Origin of the sequence: Streptomyces sp. NBC_01485 (genome assembly GCF_036227125.1) — a bacterium.
In the GTDB taxonomy this organism is placed as follows: Bacteria; Actinomycetota; Actinomycetes; order Streptomycetales; family Streptomycetaceae; genus Streptomyces.
The window spans coordinates 6,871,748-6,896,488 of the sequence record NZ_CP109435.1; the positions used below are offsets into that span (position 1 = coordinate 6,871,748).

The following is a 24,741-nucleotide window of genomic DNA, read 5'->3' on the forward strand; positions in this document are numbered from 1 at the left end:
CAATGGGGGGATGAGCGACAGTCCAGCCTCCCGAGGATTCCCGGCCCGTGCCCTCGCCGACCCCCACCTCGTCTACGACCCCGTCGTGCGCGACGGCCCCAAAGACGTGGTGATCCTCGGCTCCACCGGGTCGATCGGCACCCAGGCCATCGACCTCGTGCTGCGCAACCCGGACCGCTTCCGGGTGACCGGCCTGTCCGCCAACGGCGGCCGGGTCGCCCTCCTCGCCGAGCAGGCGCACCGCCTGCGGGTGCGGACCGTCGCCGTCGCCCGCGAGGACGTCGTACCGGCCCTGCGCGAGGCGCTCGCCGCAGAGTACGGCCCTCGCGAGCCGCTCCCCGAGCTCCTCGCGGGCCCGGAGGCCGCCGCCCACCTCGCCGCCTCCGACTGCCACACCGTGCTGAACGGCATCACCGGCTCCATCGGCCTCGCGCCCACCCTCGCCGCCCTGGAGGCGGGCCGCACCCTCGCGCTCGCCAACAAGGAGTCGCTCATCGTCGGCGGCCCGCTGGTGAAGGCGCTGGCCGCGCCCGGCCAGATCATCCCGGTGGACTCCGAGCACGCGGCCCTCTTCCAGGCTCTGGCCGCGGGCACCCGCGCGGACGTCCGCAAGCTGGTCGTCACCGCCTCCGGCGGCCCCTTCCGCGGCCGTACGAAGCAGCAGCTCGCGCACGTCACGGTCGAGGAGGCCCTCGCCCACCCCACCTGGTCCATGGGCCCGGTGATCACGATCAACTCCGCGACCCTGGTCAACAAGGGCCTGGAGGTCATCGAGGCGCACCTGCTCTACGACATTCCCTTCGACCGCATTGAGGTCGTCGTACACCCCCAGTCGTATGTCCACTCGATGGTTGAGTTCACGGACGGATCGACACTGGCGCAGGCGACGCCCCCCGACATGCGCGGGCCCATCGCCATCGGCCTCGGCTGGCCCGGGCGCGTGCCCGACGCGGCACCCGCCTTCGACTGGAGCACGGCGTCGACGTGGGAGTTCTTCCCGCTCGACAACGAGGCCTTCCCCTCGGTCGGCCTCGCCCGGCACGTGGGCGAGCTCGCGGGCACGGCCCCGGCGGTGTTCAATGCCGCCAACGAGGAGTGCGTGGAGGCGTTCCGCAAGGGCGCGCTGCCGTTCAACGGGATCATGGAGACCGTCACCAAGGTCGTGGAGGAACACGACACGCCGGTGACGGGAACTTCACTCACCGTGTCGGACGTCCTCCAAGCGGAGACCTGGGCACGGGCCCGGGTCCAGGAACTGACGGTTACCGCGGAGGCGCGTGCATGACAGCCCTGATGATGATCCTCGGCATAGTCGTCTTCGCGGTCGGCCTGCTGTTCTCGATCGCCTGGCACGAGCTGGGGCACCTGTCCACGGCCAAGCTCTTCGGCATCCGCGTGCCGCAGTACATGGTCGGCTTCGGCCCGACGATCTTCTCGCGCAACAAGGGCGAGACCGAGTACGGCATCAAGGCCATCCCCTTCGGCGGCTACATCCGCATGATCGGCATGTTCCCGCCGGGTGAGGACGGCCGGATCTCGGCCCGCTCCACCTCCCCCTGGCGCGGCATGATCGAGGACGCCCGCTCGGCCGCGTACGAGGAACTCCAGCCGGGCGACGAGACCCGCATGTTCTACACGCGCAAGCCGTGGAAGCGCGTCATCGTGATGTTCGCGGGCCCCTTCATGAACCTGGTGCTCGCGGCCGTCCTGTTCCTCACGGTCCTGATGGGCTTCGGCATCTCGCAGCAGACCAACACGGTCAGCTCGGTCTCCCCCTGCGTCATCGCGCAGAGCCAGAAGCGCGACGCGTGCAAGTCGACCGACCCGGCCTCCCCGGCCGCGGCCGCCGGCATGAAGCCCGGCGACAAGATCGTCGCCTTCGCCGGCCAGCGGACGGACGACTGGAACAAGCTCTCCGACCTGATCCGGGTCAGCGCCGGCAAGGACGTGGCCATCGTCGTCGACCGCAAGGGCCAGGAACTGACCCTGCACACGACCATCGCCACCAACCTGGTGGCCAAGAAGGACTCCAGCGGGGCGTACGTCCAGGGCGAGTACGTCAAGGCGGGCTTCCTCGGCTTCAGCGCGGCCACCGGCGTCGTCAAGCAGGACTTCGGCGACTCCGTGTCCTGGATGACCGACCGGGTCGGCGACGCCGTCGACTCCATCGCCGCCCTCCCCGGCAAGATCCCGGCCCTGTGGAACGCGGCCTTCGACGGCGCGCCCCGCGAGCCGGACTCGCCGATGGGCGTGGTCGGCGCGGCCCGTGTCGGCGGTGAGATCTTCACCCTGGACATTCCGGCCTCGCAGCAGTTGGCCATGGCCGTGATGCTCGTCGCGGGCTTCAACCTCTCCCTGTTCCTCTTCAACATGCTCCCGCTGCTGCCCCTGGACGGCGGGCATGTCGCGGGCGCCCTGTGGGAGTCGCTGCGCCGCAACCTGGCGAAGCTCCTGAAGCGCCCGGACCCGGGCCCGTTCGACGTGGCGAAGCTGATGCCGGTGGCCTATGTGGTGGCGGGGGTCTTCATCTGCTTCACGATCTTGGTCTTGATCGCAGATGTAGTAAATCCGGTGCGGATCTCATAGCCACCTCGCCCTCACACACAGTTCACGGCGGCCCGGGACGATCTGTCCCGGGCCGCCTTCGATCGAGTGGGTTTTCACGGCCGTGATGTGCTCGCGTCGGGGCGGGTGCCGTAATCTCGAAGCCTGGAACCCGCCTCCGACGGGACCGGGCCTTGATCCACGACTTGGGGTTGCACAGCAGATGACTGCGATTTCTCTCGGCATGCCGTCCGTTCCGACCAGGCTCGCCGAGCGCCGCAAGAGCCGGCAGATCCAGGTCGGCTCAGTGGCGGTGGGCGGAGACGCGCCGGTGTCGGTGCAGTCGATGACCACGACCCGCACGTCGGACATCGGCGCGACCTTGCAGCAGATCGCGGAACTCACCGCGTCCGGCTGCCAGATCGTCCGGGTGGCCTGCCCGACCCAGGACGACGCGGACGCGCTGTCGACGATCGCCCGCAAGTCGCAGATCCCGGTGATCGCGGACATCCACTTCCAGCCGAAGTACGTCTTCTCCGCGATCGAGGCGGGCTGCGCGGCGGTCCGGGTCAACCCCGGCAACATCAAGCAGTTCGACGACAAGGTCAAGGAGATCGCCAAGGCGGCGAAGGACCACGGCACCCCGATCCGCATCGGCGTCAACGCCGGTTCGCTGGACCGCCGCCTTCTCCAGAAGTACGGCAAAGCGACCCCGGAGGCCCTGGCCGAGTCGGCGCTCTGGGAGGCGTCCCTCTTCGAGGAGCACGACTTCCGCGACATCAAGATCTCGGTCAAGCACAACGACCCGGTGATCATGGTCGAGGCGTACCGCCAGCTCGCCGCCCAGTGCGACTACCCCCTCCACCTCGGCGTCACGGAGGCCGGCCCCGCCTTCCAGGGCACGATCAAGTCGGCGGTGGCCTTCGGCGCGCTCCTGTCCCAGGGCATCGGCGACACGATCCGGGTCTCCCTGTCGGCCCCGCCGGTCGAGGAGGTCAAGGTCGGCAACCAGATCCTGGAGTCCCTGAACCTCAGGCAGCGCGGCCTGGAAATCGTCTCCTGCCCGTCCTGCGGCCGCGCCCAGGTGGACGTGTACAAACTGGCCGAGGAAGTCACAGCGGGCCTTGAGGGCATGGAGGTCCCGCTGCGCGTCGCCGTCATGGGCTGCGTGGTGAACGGCCCCGGCGAGGCCCGGGAAGCCGACCTGGGCGTGGCCTCCGGCAACGGCAAGGGCCAGATCTTCGTCAAGGGCGAGGTCATCAAGACCGTCCCCGAGTCCAAGATCGTGGAAACCCTGATCGAAGAGGCCATGAAACTGGCCGAACAAATGGAAGCAGCCGGCATCGCCTCCGGCGAACCGTCGGTATCGGTCGCGGGCTGAGGGCTCATCGGCCCTGGGGAACGTCCCAGAGCCGGCCAGGTGGTCTGTCTTTCTTCAGCCTGGCCGGCGCCTGAGGCCGAGGACCGTCCAGCCCGTCCGGCGTTTGAGGACGAAGCGGATGCCGTCCCAATCTCCCACCCGCCCGACGAGCCGGGAACATCTCAGCGTCGGCCGGGCGCATCCAGCCCGTCCGGCGTTTGAGGACGAGGCCCCTTCAGGGCCGACAGCGGGGGTCTGGGGGCGCAGCCCTCAGGGGGCAGGGCCGGCAAGCCGACGGCCGCGGGCAAACGGGCGGCACCAACCACAGGGCGGCACGGCAAAGCTTCCGCAGGTACAGTGCGGGGATCAGCAGCCCGAAGTGTGAGGCCCCGCGCGTGTTGACCCAGACCACCTCCCGGGTCCTCGAACCGAGCGACCTGGACGCCGCGCTCGCCGTCCTCGACCGCGAGCCGGTCGCCAACGCCTTCGTCACCTCCCGCGTACAGGTCGCGGGCCTCGACCCCTGGCGGCTCGGCGGCGAGATGTGGGGCTGGTACGAGGACGGCATGCTGACGTCCCTCTGCTACGCGGGCGCGAACCTGGTCCCGATCTGCGCCACCCCCCGCGCGGTCCGCGCCTTCGCCGACCGCGCCCGCCGAGCGGGCCGCCGCTGCTCCTCGATCGTCGGCCCCACCGAGCCGACGACCCAGCTCTGGCGCCTCCTCGAACCCCACTGGGGCCCGGCCCGAGAGGTCCGCACCCGCCAGCCCCTGATGGTCACCGACCGCATGCCCACCGACATCGCCCCCGACCCCTACGTCCGCCGCATCCGCAAGGACGAGATGGAAACGATCATGCCGGCCTGCGTGGCGATGTTCACCGAGGAGGTCGGCGTCTCCCCGATGGCCGGCGACGGCGGCCTGATCTACCAGGCCCGCGTCGCCGAACTCGTCGCCTCCGGCCGCTCGTTCGCCCGCCTCGACGACCGGGGCAGGGTCGCCTTCAAGGCGGAGATCGGCGCGGCGACGCCCCACGCCTGCCAGATCCAGGGCGTGTGGGTGGCCCCCGAGCACCGGGGCCAGGGCGTGGCCGCCTCCGGCATGGCGGCGGTCCTGCGCTATGCCCTGACGGACGTCGCCCCGGTCGTCAGCCTCTACGTGAACGACTTCAACACCCCGGCCCGGCGCACCTACCGCAGGGTCGGCTTCCAAGAGGTCGGCGCCTTCACGAGCGTGCTCTTTTGACGCCCCTGTAGGCTCCCGCCATGGACCTCGTGATCGGCCCCTTGGACCTTCCCGCCCACGTGGACGAGGCCTTGGAAGTCCAGGCCGTAGCCTTCGGACTGGGCCCCGACGAGGTGGCCGTCCGCCGCCAGATCGTCCTGCGCCACATGATGAACCCCGGTGCGAGAGCCTTCGGCGCGACCGTCGGCGACCGACTGGTCGGCTTCGTCTACGGCATGCCCAACGACCGCACCCACTGGTGGTCCACCGTCGTACAGCCCTACCTCCGCGCGCAGGGCAACGAACACTGGCTGGACGACTCCTTCGTGATCACGGAGCTCCACGTCCACCCCGCCCACCAGAACCGCGGCGCGGGCCGGGCCCTGATCACCACGATCACCGACACCGCGGCCGAACCCCGCTCGATCCTCTCCGCGATCGACACGGAGAGCCCCGCCCGCGCCCTCTACCGCGCCCTCGGCTACCAGGACCTGGCCCGCCGCGTCCTCTTCCCCAGCGCCCCCCGCCCGTACGCGGTGATGGGCGCCCCGCTCCCGCTCCTGCGCGGCCCGCACCGCGGTTAACGGATTACCGGCCGCACCCGGCTCCCGGCTAACCTCCTAGCCATCACCCTTTCCCGGCAGGAGTACGAGAACATGGCGAACGCACCGGTCCAGCGCATGTCCCAGTTGATGGCGAAGACGCTGCGCGACGACCCGGCGGACGCCGAGGTGCTCAGCCACAAGCTCCTCGTCCGCGCCGGCTACGTCCGCCGCACCGCCGCCGGCATCTGGTCCTGGCTGCCCCTCGGCAAGAAGGTCCTCGCCAACGTGGAGCGGATCGTCCGCGAGGAGATGGACGCGATCGGCGCCCAGGAGGTGCTGCTCCCCGCCATCCTGCCGCGTGAGCCCTACGAGGCGACCGGCCGCTGGGAGGAGTACGGCCCCGAGCTGTTCCGCCTTCAGGACCGCAGGGGCGGCGACTACCTGCTCGGCCCCACCCACGAGGAGATCTTCACGCTGATCGTGAAGGACCAGGCGTCCTCCTACAAGGACCTGCCGGTCATCCTCTACCAGATCCAGAACAAGTACCGCGACGAGGCCCGCCCGCGGGCCGGCGTCCTGCGCGGCCGCGAGTTCCTGATGAAGGACTCGTACTCCTTCGACACCGAGGACGAGGGCCTCGCCCAGTCCTACGCCCTGCACCGCCAGGCGTACCAGAAGGTCTTCGCGCGCCTGGGCCTCGACTACCGCATCTGCGCCGCCACCGCGGGTGCGATGGGCGGCTCCAAGTCGGAGGAGTTCCTCGCCCCCGCCGAGGCCGGCGAGGACACCTTCGCGGACTGTCCCAACTGCGACTTCGCGGCCAACACCGAGGCGATCACGTACGAGTTGAAGCCGGTGGACGCCGAGGGCGTGGCCGCCCTCGAAGAGATTCCGACCCCCGACACCCCCACCATCGAGACCCTCGCCGCCTCGCTCGGCGTCCCGGCCTCCGCGACCCTGAAGAACCTGCTGGTGAAGGTGGGCGGCGAGATCGTCGCCGTCGGCGTGCCCGGCGACCGTGAGGTCGACCTCGGCAAGGTCGAGGCGCACTTCGCGCCCGCCGCCGTCGAACTGGTCACCGCCGAGGACTTCACCGGTCGCCCGGACCTGGTCCGCGGTTACGTCGGCCCGCAGGGTCTGGGCGAGAAGGTCACCTACATCGCCGACCCGCGCGTGGCCCCCGGCACCGCCTGGATCACGGGCGCCAACAAGGAGGGCCTGCACGCGAAGAACGTCGTGGCGGGCCGCGACTTCGAGGTCGGCGAGTACGTCGACGTCGTGGTCGTCCAGGAAGGCGACCCCTGCCCCAACTGCGGCACCGGCCTCAGGCTGGACCGCGCCATCGAGATCGGCCACATCTTCCAGCTCGGCCGCAAGTACGCCGACGCCCTCAAGCTCGACGTCCTCGGCCGGCACGGCAAGCCGGTCCGCGTCACCATGGGCTCCTACGGCATCGGCGTCTCCCGCGCGGTCGCCGCCCTCGCCGAGCAGACCGCCGACGACAAGGGCCTGTGCTGGCCCGCCGAGGTCGCCCCGGCCGACGTGCACGTCGTCGCCGCGGGCAAGGCCCTGCAGACCGAGCTGGCGCTCGACGTCTCCGAGAAGCTGCGCGCGGCCGGTCTGCGCGTCCTGGTCGACGACCGGCCCGGAGTCTCCCCGGGCGTGAAGTTCACCGACTCCGAGCTGATGGGCGTACCGAAGATCCTGGTGGCGGGCCGCCGCTCCGCCGAAGGCGTCCTGGAGCTGAAGGACCGCAGGACCGGCGAGCGCGAGGAGCTCACGGTGGACGAGGCGATCGCCCGCCTCACCACGACCGCCACCGCTTAAAGAAACCTCTCAGAGAGTTCTGTGGAGGCGTATGGCCGCCTCACAGACTTCTCTCAGGCCGTTCCCCGACCGTAGGACGTGACAGAGCGTCACTACGGAGGGGAACGGTCATGGCGACGAGAGAAGTGGAACGGGGGGCCGCGTCAGCGGTCCGCAGAGGGGCACGACGTACGGCGGCCTTCGCCGCGGCCGTCACACTCGCCGCGGCGGCCGGGGTGTTCGCCCTGGTCGGCACGATGCAGGCGGACGCCACCACGGCGGCGAGCAGCACGAGCACGAGCAGCAGCGACTCCAGCTCCAACTCCAGCTCCAGCGACTCCAACTCCGGCTCGTCGGACACCAGCACCACGGACAGCGGCACCACAGACACCAGCACCAGCACCACAGACACCAGCACCACCGACAGCAGTACGGACTCCTCGTCGAGCAGCTCGTCGTCCACGGACAGCAGCAGCTCCTCCTCCTCCTCGGACAGCTCCTCCTCCTCGGAGAGCAGCTCTTCCTCGGACAGCGGTCTCAGCTCCTCGTCCTCTTCCTCCTCCGGTGGCTCCACCGACGCCACCTCGGGAGCGTCGTGATGAGCACCTCTCTCACGTCCCGGTCCCGCACCACGGCCGCCGCGGAGTGGCGGGCCCTCGGCACCACGGTCCGCGTGGTCGTCACCGAGCCGGCCCTGCTGGATTCCTGCGACCTGCTCCTCGCCCGGCACCTCGCCGAGGTCGACGCGGCCTGCAGCCGCTTCCGCGCCGACTCCGAACTGACCGCCCTCGACGCCACCGCGGGCCGCCCGGTCCGGGTCAGCCCCCTGCTCGCCGAGGCCCTCGACACCGCCCTGCGCGCGGCCGAGGCCACCGACGGAGCCGTGGACCCCACCGTCGGCTCCGCGATGGACGCGATCGGCTACGACCGCGACTTCACCCTCGTCCGCGAGGACGACCGTCCGGTCCGGCTCACGGTCCGGCGCACCCCCGGCTGGCGCACGGTGCTCCTCGACCGGGCGACCGGCACGGTCACCGTCCCCGAGGGCGTCCGCCTCGACCTGGGCGCCACCGCCAAGGCCTGGGCCGCCGACCGCGCCGCGCAGACGCTCGCCGACGCGGCCGGCTGCGGGGTCCTGGTGAGCCTGGGCGGCGACACGGCCGTCGCGGGGGAGCCCCCGGCGGGCGGCTGGCAGATCCGCGTCCAGGACGTCACCGGTCCCGTGGACGAGACGCCCGCCGAAGGGCCGTACGCCACCGTCGGGCTGCACAGCGGAGGCCTGGCCACCTCCGGCACCTCGGCCCGCCGCTGGCGGCGCGGCGGCCACGACCTGCACCACATCGTCGACCCGCGCACCGGCCTGCCGGTCCGCTCCCCGTGGCGCACGGTCTCCGTCGCCGCCGCGACCTGCGCCGACGCCAACGCCGCGAGCACGGCGGCCCTGGTGAAGGGCGCGGGCGCGCACCGCTGGCTGACCCGCCAAGGCCTCCCCGCCCGCCTGGTCGCGCAGAACGGCACCGTCGTCACCACGCCCGGCTGGCCCACCACGGCCGTGGAGGCGGCCGCGTGACCTCCGAGACCCTCTGGTACGCCAACCGGGCCACCGGCGCCGTATGCCTCGTCCTCTTCACGGTCGTCGTCCTGCTCGGGATCGCGGTGCGACTGCGGGCCCGCGTCCCCGGGCTGCCCCGGTTCGGCACGATGAGCCTGCACCGCACGCTGTCCCTCTCCGCGACCGCCTTCCTGGCCCTGCACATCACGACGGCGATCGTGGACAGCTACGTGAACATCACGGTCGTGGACGTCGTCGTCCCCTTCGTCGGCGACTACCAGCCGCTCTGGCTCGGCCTCGGCACGGTCTCCCTCGACCTGATGCTCGCCGTCCTGGTCACCAGCCTGCTGCGGGAACGCCTCGGGCACCGCACCTGGCGGACCGTGCACTGGCTGGCGTACGCCTCCTGGCCGGTCGCCCTCGTGCACGGCATCGGCATCGGCACGGACACCGGCGCCGACTGGATGACCTGGCTGACCGTCGCCTGCGTGGCCACGGTGGTCGCCGCCTTCGCCGCCCGCCTCGCCCACTCCGTCCGCGCCGCCCGCCACACCCCCGCAGCCCTCCTGCGCACCGCCGAAGGAGCCCGACCGTGACCGCGACCTTCCCGGACCTCTACATGCCCCCGCGCCTCCTCGCCCCGGGCGCCACCCCCGCCGACCTCGCCACCCACCACCAGCGCTACGGCCCCCTCGCCCACGGCGATCCCGAGAGCATGCTCCGTACGGTCGCCGAGTCCGGCCTCACCGGGCGCGGCGGCGCCGGCTTCCCGACGTACCGCAAGCTCGTCTCCGTCGCCGAGGCCGGCCGGCGCACCGGTCGCGCACCCGTGGTCGTGGCCAACGGCGCCGAAGGCGAACCGGCCAGCCACAAGGACAAGACCCTGCTGCGCCTGTCGCCCCACCTCGTCCTGGACGGACTCCAGTCGGCGGCCCACATGGTCGGCGCGGGCGAGGCCTACCTCGCCGTGGAGGACGGCGCGACCTGGCTGGAGTCCGCCCTCGCCCAGCGCACCGGGGACCCGCTGCCCGTCAAGGTCGTCCGCCTGCCGAAGTCGTTCCTCTCGGGCCAGGCCTCGGCCCTCGCCCAGTACGTCTCCGGCGGCGCGGCCCTGCCCACCCACCCGCGCCCGCCGGTCCGCGAACGCGGAGTGCACCGGGCCCCGACCCTCGTGCAGAACGTCGAGACCCTGGCCCACCTCGCGCTGGTCGCCCGCTACGGCGCCGACTGGTACCGCACGGCCGGCACCCCGACCCAGCCCGGCAGCGTCCTGTGCACGGTCCACGTGCCGGGCCGCGAACCCCGGGTCGTGGAGGCCCCCTACGGTCTGCCCATCGGCCGGCTGCTGCCCCTGGAGGGCGCTCAGTCGGTCCTCTTCGGCGGCTACCACGGCACCTGGATCCCGGCCCCGGAGGCCGCTCAACTCACCCTCGACACAAGCTACTTGGGTGCCGGAGTCCTCGCCGCGCTCCCCGCCGACCGCTGCGGCCTCGCCGAGACCGCCCGCATCCTCCGCTACCTCGCCCTGCAGTCGGCCGGCCAGTGCGGCCCCTGCCGGAGCGGCCTGCCCCGCATCGCCACCGCCTTCCGCACCCTCGCCACCCCCGGCCCCCAGGGCACCACCCGCACGGACCTCGCCCGCTGGTCGGGCCTGGTCGAGGGCCGAGGCGCCTGCCACCACCCCGACGGCACGATCCGCCTGGTCCGCAGCGCCCTGACCACCTTCGCCGCCGAAGCAGACACCCACGCCCACGGCCACTGCACGGCGACCGACCACACACCTTTGCTGCCGATCCCCCAGGAGGCCTGAAATGAACCAGCCCATGAAAATAGACATCAACTGGACGTCCTGCCAGGCCCACGGCCTCTGCGCAGAACTCCTCCCGGACCACATCACCCTGGACGAGTGGGGCTACCCCCTGGTGGACAACACCCCCGTCCCAACCCGCACGCTGAAACGGGCGAGCAGAGCAGCGTCCGACTGTCCCGCCCTGGCTTTGAAACTAACGCCAAGATGAGCACCCAAGGGGCGCGGGGCTGTATCGATTTGAGGCTCCGCCGCGTGGGCGCGACCAGCCCCCACGCACCCGCAGACAAAACACAACCCCTAAAGCCACCCAGCAAACTCCAGCAACAACTCGGCATCCCGCCCCCGCCCAACCCGAAGCGCCCGCACCCCGGACTCCACAGCCCGAAAGAGACTCCACCCCCGCACCCGCTCCGCATCCAGCTCCAACGACTCCGCCAACTTCCGAACCCGCCGCCGAGTAGTCCCCGCCCCCGAGGGCGAGGCGATCAGATCCTCCACCCGATCCCGCACCAGCCGAGCCAGATCGAACGCACACTCACCCACCACCGGATCCGGCCCCACGGCCAGCCACGGCGCCCGCTCACCCGCCAGCACCTTGCTCTGCCGAAACGTCCCGTGCAACAACCGCACCTCGGGCGGCGCGGCCACCAACTCCTCCCGGGCGGCGAGAGCGGCGTCCACCAGCGCACCCACCTCGGGCACCGCGGAGCCGACGGCAGTCTCCCGCATCGCCTCGGCCTGCCGCCCGGTCCGCTCGGCCACCGTCTCGAAGACCTGCCCGGCAGGCGGCTCCACCCACAGCCGCCGCAACGTCCCCGCCGCCTCCAGCAGCGCCTTCGCCTCCGCCAGCGACCGCACCGACACATCGGGATGCAGCCGCTCCAGCAGCAGCACCCCGGCCGTCTCCTGCCCCTCCAGCAGCTGTACGGCGCCCTGGCCGCCCCAGTGCGCCAGCGCGGCCCGCTCGGCCTCGGGCCGGAACCGGGGCGGGGCCAGCTTCAGCACGGCCGGTGTCCCGTCCGCACGGCGCACGAGCACGACCAGGCTGGAACGGCCACCCGGCACCTGGACCCGGTCGACGGTCAACCCGCGTAGATCTACGGCCTGTTGAGCCGCCTCCGGCAGCTTCTCCAACCAGCCGTCACCGTCCGGTGCCGTCTCACCGAGAGCCCTGACCAGACGCTGCGGCGGTTCGAAAGCCATACGCGAGCCGTTCCCTTCCCTCTCCCGGTCAAGCGGTCGGTGTCCCCGAAGCTCCGGCTCCTGCTTCCGCCCCGGCCGCGGCCGTGGCCGGATCCGTGGCCGGATCCGCACCGGTCCGCTCCGCGAGACCAGGGAAGGGTACGCTGCCGCCGCGCCAGCGCACCGCACGGACCGCCGCCTCCCGCAGCGCCGCCGCGGCATCCCGGCGACGCGTCCGCGTGGCCGCCCGCACCAGGTCGGAGTAGACCCCGGCCACGCGCTCCTCCAGCTCGGCGGCGAGCCGGACCGCCGCCGTCGAGTCCGGCACCGGGAACGGCAGCGCGTACCCGGCGCTCGCGGCGACCGGCTCCGCGCCCAGGCCCCGCACCTCACGCGCCAGCGCGTCCCGGCGAGCCCGGTGCGCGTCGTACGCGGCCAGTGCCTCGGTGCGCCGCTCCTGCGAAAGACGCCCGCCGACGACCCCGTACCCGTACACCGCGGCATGCTCGGCGGCCAGGGCCGCCTGGAGCGCCGTCAGCTCCGCGCTCGTCGCCCCACTCATCGGGCACCCTCCGTCAGCAGATACGCGTGCGCCGCGCCGGCCGCCGCCACCGAGGCCAGCAGCCGGGCCAACTCACCGGGGACGTCCAGCAGTTGCGTGGCCCTGCGGTCGGCGAGCGCCCGCTCGGCGGCGGCCAGCCCGGAGAGGGCGTCCTTCTCGGTCACGGGCGCGGCGGGCACGACTGCCGCCGGGGCCGAGCCGGACGCGCTGGGGGAGACGGTGGGGGAGGGGGTGGGCGCGGCGGGTGCTTTCCGCACGCCGCCGAACGCCTCCACGTGCCGTACGGCCTCCGCCCGCAGCGGTGCCAGCCGCACCGCCAGCGCGGGATGGCCGGCGAGGACGGCGTCGTACCGCGCCACCAGCCCGTTGCTCTCCTGGGCCGCACGCGCGCGTGCCCGCTCGGCGACCGACGGGCTGCCGCTCGCGCTCCCCTCGCCCTCCTCGCGCTCTCCGGCGCCGGACGAGCAGCCCACGAGCAGCGCGGCCCCCGCGGCCGACGCGAGCAGGGATCTTCTGCGCGGCCCCGACGGGGTGCGCGAGGGGAGGGGGAACGGCACGGCAGACGTCCTCGGGGAACTCGTACGAAAGAAACACCAAGAAGGGCGGCAGGCCCGTGATCACCGTACCCGCGCACCCGGCCCCCATCACTCAGCGGCACCGTTTCGCCGCATGCCCGGCCACCCTCCGTGCACAGGTGGACGGCAACACACCCTGCGACCGGATACCCTTTGACCAGACACGCGATCCAAACCACAACAGCACACGCGGCCGAGGAGTCACCCGGATGAGCACCACCCAGAGCGAGAGGCTGCGAGAGCTCCTGGAACCGCTCGTCGCCTCCCAGGGGCTGGACCTCGAAGAGATCACGGTGGACTCCGTCGGACGCAAGCGGGTGCTGAGCGTCGTCGTCGACTCCGACACCGGGGCGGACCTGGACCAGATCGCCGATGTGAGCCGCGCGCTCTCGGCGAAGCTCGACGAGACGGACGCGATGGGCGAGGGCGAGTACACCCTCGAGGTCGGCACCCCGGGCGCGGAGCGCGCCCTCACCGAGCACCGGCACTACGTGCGCGCCGTCGACCGGCTGGTCAGGTTCCAGCTCACCGAGGGCCGCGACGAACTGGTCGCGCGGATCCTGGAGGTCGACGACGAGGGACTCGGTCTGGAGGTACCCGGCGTGAAGGGCCGCAAGGCCACCGCCCGCAGACTCGCCTTCGGCGACATCGACAAGGCACGCGTGCAGGTCGAGTTCAACCGCAAGGACAAGAGCGACAAGCACGACGACAACGACAAGCGCGACGACAACGACGAGAACGAGAAGGAAGAGGAGGCGTAGCCGTGGACATCGACATGAGTGCCCTGCGGGGCTTGGTGCGGGAGAAGGAGATCTCCTTCGACCTGCTGGTCGGGGCGATCGAGTCGGCCCTCCTCATCGCCTACCACCGCACCGAGGGAAGCCGCCGTCACGCGCGCGTGGAGCTCAACCGGGAGACCGGACATGTGACCGTGTGGGCGAAGGAGGACCCCGACGACATCGAGGAGGGGCAGGAGCCCCGCACGTTCGACGACACCCCGTCCGACTTCGGCCGGATCGCCGCCACCACGGCCAAGCAGGTCATCCTGCAGCGCCTGCGCGACGCCGAGGACGACGCGACGCTCGGCGAGTACGCCGGCCGTGAGGGCGACATCGTCACCGGCGTGGTCCAGCAGGGCCGCGACCCGAAGAACGTCCTCGTGGACATCGGCAAGATGGAGGCCATCCTGCCGGTGCAGGAGCAGGTCCCCGGCGAGACGTACACGCACGGCCTGCGCCTGCGGTCGTACGTCGTCCGGGTGGCGAAGGGCGTGCGCGGCCCGTCCGTGACGCTCTCGCGGACGCACCCCAACCTGGTGAAGAAGCTCTTCGCCCTGGAGGTGCCGGAGATCGCCGACGGTTCCGTCGAGATCTCCGCCATCGCCCGCGAGGCCGGTCACCGCACGAAGATCGCCGTCAGGTCCACCCGTTCGGGTCTGAACGCCAAGGGCGCCTGCATCGGCCCCATGGGCGGCCGGGTGCGCAACGTGATGGGCGAACTGAACGGCGAGAAGATCGACATCGTCGACTGGTCGGACGACCCGGCGGAGATGGTCGCGAACGCGCTGTCCCCGGCCCGGGTCTCCAAGGTCGAGGTCGTCGACTTCGCGGCCCGCTCCGCGCGCGTGACGGTGCCGGACTACCAGCTGTCCCTGGCGATCGGCAAGGAAGGGCAGAACGCCCGGCTCGCCGCCCGCCTGACCGGCTGGCGGATCGACATCCGTCCGGACACCGAACAGACCGAACAGCCTGCCGAGTAGCGGGGGAACAGATCTCGGCCTGCGGAGGCTCAGATCACGACAGATGTAACGCGGCAACTGTTCGAATCCTGACCCAAAGGGGTGAGGCTGCCGCGGGGAGGTAGACTTAACAGTGTCTGGCCGGACGCACGCCGGAGCATGCCCTGAACGCACCTGTGTGGGGTGCCGGGAGCGAGCGGCCAAGACGGAGCTGCTGCGCATCGTGGCGATCAAGGACGCATGCGTCCCCGATCCTCGCGGTACGCTGCCCGGCCGGGGTGCGTATCTGCATCCCGCCCCGGTCTGTCTCGACCAGGCGGTCCGCCGCCGGGCGTTCACGAGGGCGCTGCGTGCCCCAGGAGCGCTCGACACAAAGGCGTTGCGCCAATACGTCGAGCAGACGAACGTTGCCGAGGAGGCAACACAGTAAGAAGGCGTCGTACGGAACCTCCGTGCGGCTCTGGTACCCCGCGAGTTGGAAGTAGGTCGAGATTGCGATGAGCACTCGATGAGCACGCGATGAGTACGCCCATGAAGTAGCGACGGTCCGGACGCACCCGGACCTAAAAGGAGCGAAGTGGCTAAGGTCCGGGTATACGAACTCGCCAAGGAGTTCGGGGTTGAGAGCAAGGTCGTCATGGCCAAGCTCCAGGAACTCGGTGAATTCGTCCGTTCGGCGTCTTCGACCATCGAAGCGCCCGTTGTACGCAAACTGACTGACGCCTTCCAGAGCGGCGGCAAGCCCGCCCCCCGCAAGGCTGCTCCCAGGCCCGGCGCGCCTTCCCCGGCGCAGGCGGCCCGTCCGGGTCCGGCCGCTCCGCGGCCGGCCGCCCCCAAGCCCGCCGCGGCCCAGACGCCCGCGGCTCCGGCTGCCCCGGTGGCTCCGGCCGCCTCGTCGGCCCCCGCGCCGGCTGCCTCCGGCCCGCGTCCGGGCCCCAAGCCCGCGCCGCGTCCGGCCCCGGCCGCCCCGGAGTTCACCGCTCCGCCGGCTGCCCCGGCCCCCGCCCCCGCGCAGTCCGCCGCCCCGGCCCAGTCCGGTCAGCGTCCGGCCGCAGCGCAGGGTCCGCGCCCCGGCGCGCCCCGCCCCGCCGGCCGTCCCGCGCCCGCTCAGGGTCAGGGTCAGCAGGACCGTGGCGAGCGCACCGACCGCGGTGATCGCGGTGACCGTGGTCAGCGTCCCGCCGCAGCGCAGGGTCAGCGCCCCGGTGGCGCCGGCGCCCCGCGTCCGGGCGGTGCCCGTCCGTCGGGTCCGCGTCCGGGCAACAACCCCTTCACCTCCGGCGGCAACGCCGGTATGGCACGCCCGCAGGCGCCCCGTCCGCAGGGCGCTCCGCGCCCCAGCGGCCCCGGCGGCGCTCCCGGTGCCGGTCCCCGTCCGCAGGGTGCCGGCGGCCAGGGCGGCGGTCCCCGTCCGCAGTCTCCGGGCGGCGCCCGTCCGAGCCCGGGCGGCATGCCCCGCCCGCAGGGCGCAGGCCCCGGCGGTCCGCGTCCCGGCGGCGGTCCGCGTCCCAACCCCGGCATGATGCCGCAGCGTCCCGCTGCCGGCCCGCGTCCCGGCGGCGGCCCCGGCGGCCGCGGTCCGGGTGGCGGCGGCGGTGCCGGTCGTCCCGGCGGCGCTCGTCCCGGTGGCGGCGGCGGCTTCGCCGGCCGTCCGGCCGGTCCCGGCGGCGGTGCCCGTCCGGGTGGCGGCGGCGGTTTCGCCGGTCGTCCCGGTGGCGGTGGCCCCGGCGGCGGTGGCGGCGGCTTCGGTGGCGGCGGTGGCCGTCCCGGTTTCGGCGGTCGTCCCGGCGGTCCCGGTGGCCGTGGTGGCACGCAGGGCGCCTTCGGTCGCCCCGGCGGTCCCGCGCGTCGCGGTCGCAAGTCGAAGCGGCAGAGGCGCCAGGAGTACGAGGCCATGCAGGCCCCGTCGGTCGGCGGCGTGATGCTGCCTCGCGGCAACGGCGAGACCATTCGCCTGTCGCGCGGTGCGTCCCTCACCGACTTCGCCGAGAAGATCAACGCCAACCCGGCGTCGCTCGTCGCGGTGATGATGAACCTCGGCGAGATGGTCACGGCCACGCAGTCCGTCTCCGACGAGACGCTGCACCTCCTCGCCGGCGAGATGAACTACCTGGTTCAGATCGTCAGCCCCGAGGAGGAGGACCGCGAGCTGCTCGAGTCCTTCGACATCGAGTTCGGCGAGGACGAGGGCGACGAGGACGACCTGGTGGTCCGTCCCCCGGTCGTCACCGTCATGGGTCACGTCGACCACGGTAAGACCCGACTGCTCGACGCCATCCGCAAGACGAACGTCATCGCGGGCGAGGCCGGCGGCATCACCCAGCACATCGGTGCCTACCAGGTCTCGACCGACGTCAACGGCGAGGACCGCGCGATCACCTTCATCGACACCCCGGGTCACGAGGCGTTCACCGCCATGCGTGCCCGTGGTGCCCGGTCGACGGACATCGCGATCCTGGTCGTCGCGGCCAACGACGGCGTCATGCCGCAGACGGTCGAGGCGCTCAACCACGCCAAGGCGGCCGACGTCCCGATCGTCGTCGCGGTCAACAAGATCGACGTCGAGGGCGCCGACCCGACCAAGGTGCGCGGTCAGCTCACCGAGTTCGGGCTGGTGGCCGAGGAGTACGGCGGCGACACCATGTTCGTCGACATCTCCGCCAAGCAGGGGTTGAACATCGACTCCCTGCTGGAGGCCGTGGTCCTCACCGCGGACGCCTCGCTCGACCTGCGTGCCAACCCGCACCAGGACGCGCAGGGCATCTCGATCGAGTCCCGTCTCGACCGCGGCCGCGGTGCCGTGGCGACGGTCCTCGTCCAGCGAGGCACGCTGCGGGTCGGCGACACGATGGTCGTGGGCGACGCCTACGGCCGGGTGCGCGCCATGCTCGACGACAACGGCAACAACGTCGCCGAGGCCGGCCCGTCGACGCCGGTCCAGGTCCTGGGCCTGACCAACGTCCCGGGTGCGGGCGACAACTTCCTCGTCGTCGACGAGGACCGCACCGCCCGCCAGATCGCCGAGAAGCGCGCCGCACGTGAGCGCAACGCCGCCTTCGCCAAGCGCACGCGCAGGTTCTCCCTGGAGAACCTGGACGCCGCCCTGAAGGCCGGCGAGGTCCAGCAGCTGAACCTGATCATCAAGGGTGACGCTTCCGGTTCGGTGGAGGCCCTCGAGTCCTCCCTGCTCCAGCTGGACGTCGGCGAAGAGGTCGACATCCGCGTCCTGCACCGCGGCGTCGGTGCGGTCACGGAGTCCGACATCGACCTGGCCATGGGCTCCGAGGCCATCGTCATCGGCTTCAACGTCCGTGCGGCCGGCCGCGCGGCGCAGATGGCCGAGCGCGAAGGCGTGGACGTCCGGTACTACTCGGTCATCTACCAGGCGATCGAGGAGATCGAGGCGGCCCTGAAGGGCATGCTGAAGCCGGAGTACGAAGAGGTCGAGCTCGGCACGGCGGAGATCCGCGAGATCTTCAAGTCGTCCAAGCTGGGCAACATCGCCGGTGTCCTGGTCCGCTCGGGCGAGGTCAAGCGCAACACCAAGGCCCGACTCATCCGCGACGGCAAGGTCATCGCGGAGAGCCTCAACATCGAGGGCCTGCGTCGCTTCAAGGACGACGTCACCGAGATCCGCGAAGGCTACGAGGGCGGTATCAACCTCGGAAACTTCAACGACATCAAGATCGACGACGTCATCGCGACATACGAGATGCGGGAGAAGCCGCGGTCGTAACCAGCCGTGGTTCGCACCGGCCGACGGGGATCGCTCCCCGTCGGCCGGTGCGGCGTCCGGCGCACGCATGGGCGGGGTAAAAACCCTGTCGAGCAGCCGCCCGGATCGTTGTACCGTTCTTGATGTCCCTGTCCCATGGACGGCAGGGCCATCGATCCCGTACCGGCGGGTGAACCGGTTACACACATGTACGTGGGGACTCTGTCCTTCGACCTCCTCCTCGGCGACGTACGGTCGCTGAAGGAGAAGCGCTCCGTCGTCCGTCCGATCGTCGCCGAGCTCCAGCGCAAGTACGCGGTGAGCGCGGCCGAGGTGGACAACCAGGACCTCCATCGCAGGGCCCGGATCGGCCTCGCCGTGGTCTCCGGTGACGCGGAGCACCTGACCGATGTGCTGGACCGGTGTGAACGGCTGGTCGCCGGCCGCCCCGAGGTGGAGCTGCTGTCGGTCAGACGCCGCTTCCACGGCGAAGACGACTGACCGACCAGACAAGAACGCAAGAAGAAGAAAGAACGGGAGACGGACCAGTGGCCGACAACGCGCGCGCCAAGAGGCTGGCGGACCTCATCCAGCAGGTGGTGGCCCAGAAGCTGCAGCGCGGGATCAAGGACCCGCGGCTCGGCTCCCACGTCACCATCACGGACACCCGCGTCACGGGTGACCTCAGGGAAGCGACCGTCTTCTACACCGTGTACGGGGACGACGAGGAGCGTGCGGCCGCGGCCGCCGGCCTGGAGAGCGCCAAGGGCATCCTGCGCTCCGAGGTCGGCCGCGCGGCCGGCGTGAAGTTCACGCCGACGCTCGCCTTCGTCGCCGACGCCCTGCCGGACAACGCCCGCACCATCGACGACCTCCTCGACAAGGCGCACGCCGCCGACGAGAAGGTCCGCGAGGCGTCCGCGGGCGCCGGGTACGCGGGCGAGGCCGACCCGTACAAGAAGCCCGGTGACGAGGACGAGACGGACGACTCCGCCTGATGAACGGCAAGCAGACCCCGCCCGACGGCCTTGTCATCGTCGACAAGCCGTCGGGCTTCACCTCGCACGACGTCGTGGCCAAGATGCGGGGCATCGCCAAGACCCGCCGCGTCGGCCACGCCGGCACGCTCGACCCGATGGCGACGGGCGTCCTCGTCCTCGGCATCGAGAAGGCGACCAAACTCCTCGGGCACCTCGCGCTCACCGAGAAGGAGTACCTGGGCACGATCCGGCTCGGCCAGACGACCCTGACGGACGACGCGGAGGGCGAGATCACGGGGCGTGCAGACGCCTCGAAGGTCACCCGGGACGCGATCGACGCCGGCATCGCCAAGCTCAGCGGCCACATCATGCAGGTGCCGTCCAAGGTCAGCGCCATCAAGATCAACGGCGTCCGCTCCTACAAGCGGGCCCGTGACGGCGAGGACTTCGAGATCCCGGCCCGCCCGGTCACCATCTCCGCCTTCTCGGTGTACGACGTCCGCGACGCCGTCGCCGAGGACGGCACCCCGGTGCTGGACCTGGTCGTGTCCGTCGTCTGCTCCTCCGGCACCTACATCCGCGCCATCGCCCGCGACCTGGGTGCCGACCTCGGCGTCGGCGGCCATCTCACCGCCCTGCGCCGCACCCGCGTCGGCCCCTACAAGCTGGACTCGGCGAAGACCCTCGACCAGCTCCAGCAGGAGCTGACCGTGATGCCGATCGCCGACGCCGCGGCCGCCGCGTTCCCCCGCTGGAACGTGGACGACAAGCGGGCCCGGCTGCTCCTCAACGGCGTACGCCTGGAGATGCCCGACGAATACGTCGGCGTGGGCACCGTGGCCGTCTTCGACCCCGAGGGCCGTTTCCTGGCCCTGGTGGAGGAGCAGAAGGGGAAGGCGAAGAGCCTGGCCGTGCTGGCCTGAGCCGCTCTTCGCCCTGCCCGCTCTGTTCGCCTGTCCGTTCCGTCCACCTGTTGGCTCGGTGCACCTGCCGGCTCGGTCCAACTGGTCTGCCTGCTCTGTCCGCTCCGCCCGTGGAGCGGCGAGCACGGGGTTGTGCTGCGCCGCCGCTCCACGGTCCCCCTCGGTTCCCCCACCCCTAAGGTGTGTCCAACAGCCCCCGTTCATTCACCCGTCCGGGCAGGCGCTCGGAGTGAACCGAGGGAGTGCAGGGGGGCGCGTTCGCTCTGCGATCTGTCCCGCTGATCATCCCGCCCCTACCGTCGAACCGAAGGTACGCGGGCGCGGCGGGGAGGTACGACGATGGCGGGACGGGGCCCGCGGACCGGCGGCGGCCACCGCGCACACACCGAACCCACGGGCGCTTCCACACACGTCTCCACTGGAGCATCCACAGGCGTGTCCACGGGAGCTGCCTCCGGCCCTGCCCCCGTCCCCTCCGCAGACGCTTCGCTCGTCCGCGTCCGGGACCTCGCCGGGCGCCCCCGCGGCACCGGCTTCGTCGCCGACCACCACGGCACGGTGATCACCAGTCACGAGGCCGTCGACGGCCTGTCCCGGCTCGTCCTGCACGCCGCGGACGACAGCAGTTGCGTGGTGAGCGCCGACGCGGTGACCCCTCTCCCGGAGCTGGACCTGGCCATCGTTCGCACCGAGGGCCTCGGCGTGGAACCCCTGCCGGTGACCGTGCGGGAGGGCGTCGAGCCCGGCAGGTACGTCCGGCTGGCCGCCGGCTGCTGGCGCGAGGCGCGGGCGCTGGCCGAGACGCCGGTGACGTACACGGCCGGCGACCGTTGTCATCTCCTCGGCGGTGCCCTGGAGTTGGCGATCGGCACGGCGGGGCGGGACGCGCTGCGGCCGGGTGGCGGCGCGGCCGGCGGGCCGGTCCTCGACGCCGAGACGGGCACCGTCGTCGCCGTCCTCGGCACGGCGCTCCGGTCCGACCACCGCGACACCGGCTTCGCGGTGCTGCTCCGTCCGCGCACCCGGGTTGCGGACGAGACCGACGCGACCGCGGGGGGCGGTGGGGCGTCAGAGGTGGGGGTGGGGGCTTCGGCGTCGGCTCCGGGCGGCGGCCCCCTCGCCGAGCTGCTCGCCCGCAACGCGGCGACCGTCCCCGCGTACGGGGCCGACCTCAACCTGGCGGGCGTCCTGGAACTCACGGCCACGTCGGTCGGCTCGGACGGGCCGCCCGGTGCGTTGTCCGGCGCGCTGTCCGGGGACCTCGGCCGCACCGGAGCCGGTTCCCGGGCCGTCCCACCGGAACCGGTCGAACGGGCGCTGCCGGCAAGGGAGTTCGCCGGGTTCGCGACGAGCCCGGCGGCCGTCCTCGGCCTCGTCGGCACACCGGGCAGCGGCCGTACGACGGAACTCGCGGCCCTCGCCGCCCGCCGCAACCGGGGCGCGCGGCCGGCCCCCACCCTGTGGCTGCGCGGCGCCGACCTGAGCGACGAGGACGACTCACTCGCCGACGCGGCCCGCCGCACCCTGACCCGGGCGGCGCGCATCGTGGCGGCTTCGGGATCGGGATCGGGATCGGGGCCGGTATCGGCTGCGGCTTCGGGGCGAGCAGAGGGTTCTGCCTGGGTCGGGCCTGCCGACCCCGCCGTTCTCGGGGACGTCACCCCCGAGCGGCTCGCCCGTTTCGCGCGGGCCGTCGGGCGGCCCCTGCTGCTCGTGCTCGACGGTCCCGAGGAGATGCCCCCGGTCCTCGCGCACCGGCTCGCCGAGTGGACCGAGGGCACGGCTGACTGGCTGCGGGAGACGGGGGCGCGGCTGGTGGTGGCGTGCCGGGGGGAGTACTGGGAGCGGGCGGGCGCGGAGTTCCCGCCGGAGATGCTGTACGGCGTCGCGGCGGCCGGGGACCCGCTCCCGCCCTGCGTCCGCCTCGGCGACCTCACCCCCGACGAGGCGCGCGAGGCCCGCGCCCGCTACGGCCTCCCCGAGGACGCGCTCGCCGCCCCCGACGCCCGGCACCCGCTCACCCTCCGCCTCCTCTCGGAGATCCGCGCCGCCCTCCCCGGCCCGCCGGCCCAGGACCCCGTCGACCGGGACGACGTCCTCGCCGCTCACCTCGACCTGATGTGCCTGCGCATCGCGGTCCGCCTCGCCGCCGAGAACGGGCTGCGCGGCACGGCCGTACGACGCCTCGCGGCGAAGGTCTCCGGGCAGGTGCACGAAGCCGCCCGCCGCAGTCTCGGGCCGGGACAGGGCGAGCTGGACCGGGCGTCGTTCGAGGCGGTGTTCCCCTGGGGACCCGCGCCCGCCCGGCTCGGCGGCGGCACCGGCTGGGCGTCCGCCGTCCTCACCGAGGGCCTCCTCGTGCCCGCCGGCACCGGCTACCGCTTCGCCCACGAGGAACTCGCCGACTGGATCCAGGGCGTCCACCTCGACCTGGACGAGGCCCTGCGCGCCCTGGTCCACCGCCGCCGCATCCCGGAGGAGGGCGGCCACCGGCTGCCCGTCCCGCACCACCGCATCGGCCCCGTCGTCCAGGCCCTGCTGCTGGTCGCCCGGCAACAGGGAGCACACCAACTCGCCGCCCGGCTGCGGGAGTTGACCCATGCCCTGGAAGCCGACCCGGACTCGTGGTGGGCCGCCCGACTGCTCACCGAGACCCTCTCGCGGCTCCCCGACGCGACGCCGTACACGGGCGTCCTGCGCCTGCTGGCGGACCGCATCGGCGCGGGCATGGAGACGGGGGTGGGGATGGGCGAGGGGATGGGCGAGGGGATGGAGATGGTTGAAGGGATGGGGGCGGGGATGGGTGCGGGTGCCGGAGAGGGCAGTCGGGGTGCGGAGTTCGGGCCCTCCTTCTGGACGGAGCTCGCGCTTCCGCCCGACGCCCGGCTCGACCTCCTGCGCCGTCTGGTCCTCGCCGACGGCGCCCCGCACGACGCGGACCCGCCCCGCTACCTCGACGCCGTGGCCCGGCTCCTCGCCGTCGACCCCGTCGCCGTACAGCCGTACCTCACGCACTGGTTCGACGACGAGCGGCCGTTGCCCGCGACGCCGCACGCCACCGTGGCGACGGCCGCGCAGGCGCTGCTGCACACCCACCGGCAACGGGCGCCGGACGACCTCACGGAGGTCCTCGTCGACTGCGCGCACCACCGTGCCGACGAGCTGCTCGGCGTGCTGGCGGAGGAGGAGCCGTCCGCGCTGTGCCGGGCCGTCGACCGGTGGGCGCACGACGAGCGGCCGGCCCGGCGGGCCGCGGCGGTGACGTACGGACTGCGCGTCGCCCCGCACGCGACGACCGAAGCCGACCGCCGACTGCTGCGCGATGCGGCCCTCGCCCTGCTCACCCGCCCCTCCGACCACACCCTGCACAGCGGTGCGCTCGCCCTCCTCGTCCGGGACCCCGAGACCCGGCCCCGGCATCTCCCGCAGGCGCTGCGACGGTTCGCGGCGGGCGACGAGCACCTGCCGCCGAGCGCGTTGCTCGCCGCCCTGGGCACCCACCCCGAGCCGGTCCTGGACGCCTTCCGGGCGCGGCTGTGCGGCGGTCCCGACCGCGCCGAAGCGGGCAGGATCCTGCGCGCGCTCGCCGACGTCACCACGCCCGCGCTGGCCCACCGGGTCGCCGTCCTCGTCCGGGAGGCGCTGGAGCGGCGGCCGGAGACCGCCGGGCACGTGGCCGCGTACGTCGACCGGCGCCTCGACCACGGCCCGTCCGCCCGTCCCGTCCTTCTCCCGCTGGTCACGGGCCTGTTGGAGGCCGGTGGCCCGGAGCAGGTACGGGCCGCGCTGGCCGGCGTACTGGCCGCGCCCGGCACCCCGGACTCACGTCCGCTGCGTCGCGAACTCCTTGAACTCCTCCTCGCGCACGAACACACCCCCGCCGTCCTGGACGCCGTCCTGTACGGGGCCGCCGGGCGCACCGGCGACGACCTGCGCGACCTCGTCCACCGCACCGGCCTGCTCCTCGTCCGCACCCCGGACGGCGCGACCCGCTTCGACCGCGGGCTGGTCGACCTGGGGCGACATGTGCCGGGCTTCGCCGCGCAGGTGGTGCACTGGCTCACGGACGCGCCGGGGGAGTGGGCCGGGGTGGTCGGCCCCAGCACCCGCCGGATGATCGAGAACCTGGCGGGGGTGCGGGTGCCGGCCTGAGACGCGCACGGACGCGCCGGCTCGTCGGGGTCGACTTACGTGGCTCGACTTACGTGGGTCGGCTCACTTGGTCG

The 24,741-nt window shown here is 72.5% G+C and carries 22 protein-coding genes; 18 read left to right on the forward strand and 4 right to left on the reverse strand.

The genetic code is table 11. The features are described 5' to 3' along the window. Positions 1 to 10 precede the first annotated feature (10 nt). From dxr to OG352_RS31245, 6 genes are all read left to right on the forward strand, one after another. Positions 11 to 1,285, forward strand: a complete 1,275-nt coding sequence (dxr, locus tag OG352_RS31220) for a 1-deoxy-D-xylulose-5-phosphate reductoisomerase (RefSeq protein ID WP_329221529.1) — start codon at positions 11 to 13, stop codon at positions 1,283 to 1,285. Then, positions 1,282 to 2,586 (forward strand): M50 family metallopeptidase, encoded by a 1,305-nt coding sequence (locus OG352_RS31225; RefSeq protein ID WP_329221531.1) that lies wholly within the window; start codon positions 1,282 to 1,284, stop codon positions 2,584 to 2,586. Before dxr ends, OG352_RS31225 begins: the two co-directional genes overlap by 4 nt. Before the next feature lie 181 nt (positions 2,587 to 2,767). Further along, positions 2,768 to 3,925 (forward strand): flavodoxin-dependent (E)-4-hydroxy-3-methylbut-2-enyl-diphosphate synthase, encoded by a 1,158-nt coding sequence (ispG, locus tag OG352_RS31230; RefSeq protein ID WP_329221533.1) that lies wholly within the window; start codon positions 2,768 to 2,770, stop codon positions 3,923 to 3,925. A gap of 374 nt (positions 3,926 to 4,299) precedes the next feature. After that, positions 4,300 to 5,148, forward strand: coding sequence for a GNAT family N-acetyltransferase (locus OG352_RS31235; RefSeq protein ID WP_329221534.1), 849 nt, complete (start codon positions 4,300 to 4,302; stop codon positions 5,146 to 5,148). A gap of 20 nt (positions 5,149 to 5,168) precedes the next feature. Then, a complete protein-coding gene (locus OG352_RS31240) occupies positions 5,169 to 5,711 on the forward strand; it encodes a GNAT family N-acetyltransferase (protein WP_329221536.1) in 543 nt (180 codons plus the stop codon). Between the two features lie 72 nt (positions 5,712 to 5,783). Next, the gene (locus OG352_RS31245) at positions 5,784 to 7,499 is read left to right on the forward strand and encodes a proline--tRNA ligase (protein WP_329221537.1); all 1,716 of its coding nucleotides are present in this window, start codon (positions 5,784 to 5,786) and stop codon (positions 7,497 to 7,499) included. Between the two features lie 40 nt (positions 7,500 to 7,539). Here OG352_RS31245 and OG352_RS31250 read toward each other — a convergent pair whose 3' ends face one another. Next, positions 7,540 to 8,052 carry a hypothetical protein gene (locus OG352_RS31250; RefSeq protein WP_329221539.1) on the reverse strand — a complete coding sequence of 171 codons (513 nt, stop codon included), beginning with the start codon at positions 8,050 to 8,052 and terminating at the stop codon, positions 7,540 to 7,542. 24 nt (positions 8,053 to 8,076) lie between these two features. On the opposite strand from OG352_RS31250, the gene OG352_RS31255 reads away from it, so the two are divergent. Genes OG352_RS31255 through OG352_RS31270 form a run of 4 tightly spaced genes read left to right on the forward strand, consistent with a single transcriptional unit; the run spans position 8,077 to position 11,048 of the window. After that, a complete protein-coding gene (locus OG352_RS31255) occupies positions 8,077 to 9,048 on the forward strand; it encodes an FAD:protein FMN transferase (RefSeq protein WP_329221540.1) in 972 nt (323 codons plus the stop codon). Further along, complete coding sequence (locus OG352_RS31260; protein WP_329221541.1) at positions 9,045 to 9,626, forward strand: ferric reductase-like transmembrane domain-containing protein; 582 nt, start codon at positions 9,045 to 9,047, stop codon at positions 9,624 to 9,626. Before OG352_RS31255 ends, OG352_RS31260 begins: the two co-directional genes overlap by 4 nt. Beyond that, positions 9,623 to 10,840, forward strand: coding sequence for an NADH-ubiquinone oxidoreductase-F iron-sulfur binding region domain-containing protein (locus OG352_RS31265; RefSeq protein ID WP_329221542.1), 1,218 nt, complete (start codon positions 9,623 to 9,625; stop codon positions 10,838 to 10,840). The genes OG352_RS31260 and OG352_RS31265 overlap by 4 nt, the downstream gene beginning before the upstream one ends. 13 nt (positions 10,841 to 10,853) lie before the next feature. Beyond that, complete coding sequence (locus tag OG352_RS31270; RefSeq protein WP_329224031.1) at positions 10,854 to 11,048, forward strand: ferredoxin; 195 nt, start codon at positions 10,854 to 10,856, stop codon at positions 11,046 to 11,048. Positions 11,049 to 11,137: 89 nt separating this feature from the next. Here OG352_RS31270 and OG352_RS31275 read toward each other — a convergent pair whose 3' ends face one another. Genes OG352_RS31275 through OG352_RS31285 form a run of 3 tightly spaced genes read right to left on the reverse strand, consistent with a single transcriptional unit; the run spans position 11,138 to position 13,141 of the window. Continuing rightward, the gene (locus tag OG352_RS31275; RefSeq protein WP_329221543.1) at positions 11,138 to 12,043 is read right to left on the reverse strand and encodes an aminoglycoside phosphotransferase family protein; all 906 of its coding nucleotides are present in this window, start codon (positions 12,041 to 12,043) and stop codon (positions 11,138 to 11,140) included. 28 nt (positions 12,044 to 12,071) lie between these two features. After that, positions 12,072 to 12,584, reverse strand: coding sequence for a ferritin-like domain-containing protein (locus tag OG352_RS31280; protein ID WP_329221544.1), 513 nt, complete (start codon positions 12,582 to 12,584; stop codon positions 12,072 to 12,074). Continuing rightward, positions 12,581 to 13,141: a hypothetical protein gene (locus OG352_RS31285; RefSeq protein ID WP_329221545.1), complete on the reverse strand. Its 561-nt coding sequence runs from the start codon at positions 13,139 to 13,141 to the stop codon at positions 12,581 to 12,583. Before OG352_RS31285 ends, OG352_RS31280 begins: the two co-directional genes overlap by 4 nt. Positions 13,142 to 13,368: 227 nt before the next feature. On the opposite strand from OG352_RS31285, the gene rimP reads away from it, so the two are divergent. From rimP to OG352_RS31325, 8 genes are all read left to right on the forward strand, one after another. After that, positions 13,369 to 13,920: a ribosome maturation factor RimP gene (gene rimP, locus OG352_RS31290; protein ID WP_329221546.1), complete on the forward strand. Its 552-nt coding sequence runs from the start codon at positions 13,369 to 13,371 to the stop codon at positions 13,918 to 13,920. Positions 13,921 to 13,922: 2 nt separating this feature from the next. Then, positions 13,923 to 14,918: a transcription termination factor NusA gene (gene nusA / locus OG352_RS31295; protein WP_329221548.1), complete on the forward strand. Its 996-nt coding sequence runs from the start codon at positions 13,923 to 13,925 to the stop codon at positions 14,916 to 14,918. Between the two features lie 112 nt (positions 14,919 to 15,030). Continuing rightward, positions 15,031 to 15,327, forward strand: coding sequence for a YlxR family protein (locus OG352_RS31300; protein ID WP_329221550.1), 297 nt, complete (start codon positions 15,031 to 15,033; stop codon positions 15,325 to 15,327). 147 nt (positions 15,328 to 15,474) lie between these two features. Then, positions 15,475 to 18,633, forward strand: coding sequence for a translation initiation factor IF-2 (infB, locus tag OG352_RS31305; RefSeq protein ID WP_329221551.1), 3,159 nt, complete (start codon positions 15,475 to 15,477; stop codon positions 18,631 to 18,633). Between the two features lie 186 nt (positions 18,634 to 18,819). After that, complete coding sequence (locus tag OG352_RS31310) at positions 18,820 to 19,113, forward strand: DUF503 domain-containing protein (RefSeq protein WP_329221552.1); 294 nt, start codon at positions 18,820 to 18,822, stop codon at positions 19,111 to 19,113. Positions 19,114 to 19,160: 47 nt separating this feature from the next. Next, positions 19,161 to 19,610 carry a 30S ribosome-binding factor RbfA gene (gene rbfA / locus OG352_RS31315; RefSeq protein ID WP_329221553.1) on the forward strand — a complete coding sequence of 150 codons (450 nt, stop codon included), beginning with the start codon at positions 19,161 to 19,163 and terminating at the stop codon, positions 19,608 to 19,610. Next, complete coding sequence (gene truB / locus OG352_RS31320; protein ID WP_329221555.1) at positions 19,610 to 20,515, forward strand: tRNA pseudouridine(55) synthase TruB; 906 nt, start codon at positions 19,610 to 19,612, stop codon at positions 20,513 to 20,515. The genes rbfA and truB overlap by 1 nt, the downstream gene beginning before the upstream one ends. A 339-nt stretch (positions 20,516 to 20,854) precedes the next feature. Then, positions 20,855 to 24,667 carry a trypsin-like peptidase domain-containing protein gene (locus OG352_RS31325; RefSeq protein ID WP_329221557.1) on the forward strand — a complete coding sequence of 1,271 codons (3,813 nt, stop codon included), beginning with the start codon at positions 20,855 to 20,857 and terminating at the stop codon, positions 24,665 to 24,667. Positions 24,668 to 24,741 lie beyond the last annotated feature (74 nt).

What these genes read in the sequence shown, in the direction of transcription:
- dxr (WP_329221529.1), top strand. Translation starts at nt 11, where the DNA reads ATGAGCGACAGTCCAGCCTCCCGAGGATTCCCGGCCCGTGCCCTCGCC.
- OG352_RS31225 (WP_329221531.1), top strand. Translation starts at nt 1,282, where the DNA reads ATGACAGCCCTGATGATGATCCTCGGCATAGTCGTCTTCGCGGTCGGC.
- ispG (WP_329221533.1), top strand. Translation starts at nt 2,768, where the DNA reads ATGACTGCGATTTCTCTCGGCATGCCGTCCGTTCCGACCAGGCTCGCC.
- OG352_RS31240 (WP_329221536.1), top strand. Translation starts at nt 5,169, where the DNA reads ATGGACCTCGTGATCGGCCCCTTGGACCTTCCCGCCCACGTGGACGAG.
- OG352_RS31245 (WP_329221537.1), top strand. Translation starts at nt 5,784, where the DNA reads ATGGCGAACGCACCGGTCCAGCGCATGTCCCAGTTGATGGCGAAGACG.
- OG352_RS31255 (WP_329221540.1), top strand. Translation starts at nt 8,077, where the DNA reads ATGAGCACCTCTCTCACGTCCCGGTCCCGCACCACGGCCGCCGCGGAG.
- OG352_RS31270 (WP_329224031.1), top strand. Translation starts at nt 10,854, where the DNA reads ATGAAAATAGACATCAACTGGACGTCCTGCCAGGCCCACGGCCTCTGC.
- OG352_RS31275 (WP_329221543.1), bottom strand. Translation starts at nt 12,043, where the DNA reads ATGGCTTTCGAACCGCCGCAGCGTCTGGTCAGGGCTCTCGGTGAGACG.
- OG352_RS31280 (WP_329221544.1), bottom strand. Translation starts at nt 12,584, where the DNA reads ATGAGTGGGGCGACGAGCGCGGAGCTGACGGCGCTCCAGGCGGCCCTG.
- rimP (WP_329221546.1), top strand. Translation starts at nt 13,369, where the DNA reads ATGAGCACCACCCAGAGCGAGAGGCTGCGAGAGCTCCTGGAACCGCTC.
- OG352_RS31310 (WP_329221552.1), top strand. Translation starts at nt 18,820, where the DNA reads ATGTACGTGGGGACTCTGTCCTTCGACCTCCTCCTCGGCGACGTACGG.
- truB (WP_329221555.1), top strand. Translation starts at nt 19,610, where the DNA reads ATGAACGGCAAGCAGACCCCGCCCGACGGCCTTGTCATCGTCGACAAG.
- OG352_RS31325 (WP_329221557.1), top strand. Translation starts at nt 20,855, where the DNA reads ATGGCGGGACGGGGCCCGCGGACCGGCGGCGGCCACCGCGCACACACC.